This is a genomic window from Poinsettia branch-inducing phytoplasma str. JR1 (genome assembly GCF_000309465.1).
Classification (GTDB): Bacteria; Bacillota_I; Bacilli_A; order Acholeplasmatales; family Acholeplasmataceae; genus Phytoplasma; species Phytoplasma pruni.
Genome location: NZ_AKIK01000116.1, coordinates 1 through 1,933, shown reverse-complemented (window position 1 = coordinate 1,933; position 1,933 = coordinate 1). Strand labels below are relative to the sequence as shown.

Below are 1,933 nucleotides of genomic sequence, written 5' to 3'. Positions count from 1 at the left end.
AATAGTAGTAATTAATTTTTTTAAAGATAATACCAATTCCTACTATTATCGGAAAGGCTATTAAGAATATGAACTTTTTTAAACAAAATTGGCTTATTATTTCCATTATTTTATTTTTTAGTATTGTTATTATTATAGGCTTGTTTAAAGGTATTAACGAAACCAAACAAGACCCAAAATCCTTATCAAATCATCATAAAGAAGTAAATAATAAACAAAAACCCAATTAACCACAAAAATATAATAAAATTAAATCTTATATCTTATCGGAAAAAGAAATTTTAACATTAAATCTTCCAGAACAAGAAAAAACCGAAATTAGCAAAATAAAACAAAAACTAATTAATGAAAGTTTAGAACAAAACAAACAATTAGCCCTATCCTCCCTCAACTCCCTCTATGAAATCACCTCAGCTGAGGAATAAAATTAAAGGAGATTTTAATTAATGTTTAAAGTAAAAAACCAATTTAAAGTAATTAGTATTTATTTATTTGTATTTATAAGTTTATTATTTATTTTTAATAATAATCAAGTAATGGCGGCACCTAAAAAAGAACATGGAAAGGGAATAGCATCTTCCAAAGAACCAGAAGAAACAACTAAACAAGATATAAAAAATTATTTTGAATTATACAATGTACTTGAAAAATGTTCCGATGAAGATAGAAATAAAATTATTGAAATGTTACAAGATCCTGAATTCACACAATTGTTACAAAAAAAACCGAAAAGAAAACAAAAAAAATAAACGAAAAAGGTTCTTCTTCAAAACAATCTTATGATTCTAAAAAATAATTTTATACGAATTAAGAATGGAGTTATATTTGAAAATGATTAAATTAAAAAACCAATTTAACATAATTTATTTTTGTTTAATAACTTTTTATAGGCTTATTATTTATGAATAATAATAATCTAGTAATGGCGATGGATATAAATAAAGGAAAACAAATTTCAAATAATGAAATTAATAATTCAAATTTTGATGATTCAGAATTCAAAGAATTTTGTAAATTAATTGAGCAAAGAAAACAAATAATTCAATTACAAAAAAAAGACAAGAAAATATTAATACAAAAAATATTTCTATTAACGAAACAAAATTTGAATCTAGTGATAAAAAACAAAAAACCAAAAATTTCGATTTAAATATTATTCCAGACAAATAAAAATTAAATATCATCATAATTCAAAGACCCTCCCTAGGGTCTTTTTTTTACCAAATTCAAACAACACACACAACTGGCAAGGTCATTAATCAACAAACTAAAAAGGAGTAAAAAACAAATAAAACAAAAAATACTTTCTCTTGAAAAAAATTAAAATTATTATATAATGCAATTATTAAAAATAAAGGAGTTGATTTAAATATGAACAAGAATTTAAATACAGAAAAAGATATTGAAAAAAAACTCAAATTAATATTTTCAACGTTGCCAATTACATTATTAACAAAGTTCCTAAAATAACTAATATGTAATTACAAAAACTTATTTATTATGCACATGCTTTTCATTTAGTAAATTTTAATGAAAAATTAATTGATGAAAATGTACAATCATGGATTTATGACAAGTATTCCCTAAATTATATCAAGAATTTTGTAAACATTCTTATCATGCACTTAAAAAAACTTCCAAAGGCAACGACAATAAATTATTGCCGAACCAAAAAGAAACTATTAATTTAGTTATTGAAAAATTTGGAAATATGGATAGCGGCGATTTAAGTGAACAAACGCACAAGGAAAAACCATGGTTAAACTCTTTTAATAAAAGTTGTGATTGGGAACAAAATGCGATTACTGACAAAGATTTAATAAAATATTTTTCTTTTCTTTTTTTCTTTTTTCTTTTTGGTTCTTTTTCTTTTTTCTTTTTTTTCTTTTTAAATATTTAAAAATAATGATTTTTCGGTCTTAAAATGATGATA

Annotated in this window: 3 protein-coding genes and 1 pseudogene; all 4 read left to right on the top strand. The window is 22.2% G+C overall.

The annotated features are described in order from the left end of the window. Positions 1-68: 68 nt before the first annotated feature. Positions 69-230 carry a hypothetical protein gene (locus tag ON17_RS03615; RefSeq protein WP_017191942.1) on the top strand — a complete coding sequence of 54 codons (162 nt, stop codon included), beginning with the start codon at positions 69-71 and terminating at the stop codon, positions 228-230. A 216-nt stretch (positions 231-446) separates the two neighbouring features. Next, positions 447-749 (top strand): SVM family protein, encoded by a 303-nt coding sequence (locus ON17_RS02560; protein ID WP_017191941.1) that lies wholly within the window; start codon positions 447-449, stop codon positions 747-749. 152 nt (positions 750-901) lie between these two features. Beyond that, entirely contained in the window at positions 902-1,150 is a 249-nt protein-coding gene (locus tag ON17_RS03770; RefSeq protein WP_017191940.1) for a hypothetical protein, read from the top strand. Positions 1,151-1,612: 462 nt separating this feature from the next. Next, positions 1,613-1,900 (top strand): annotated as a pseudogene (locus tag ON17_RS03780) (type II toxin-antitoxin system antitoxin SocA domain-containing protein); the annotation flags it as partial. Positions 1,901-1,933 lie beyond the last annotated feature (33 nt).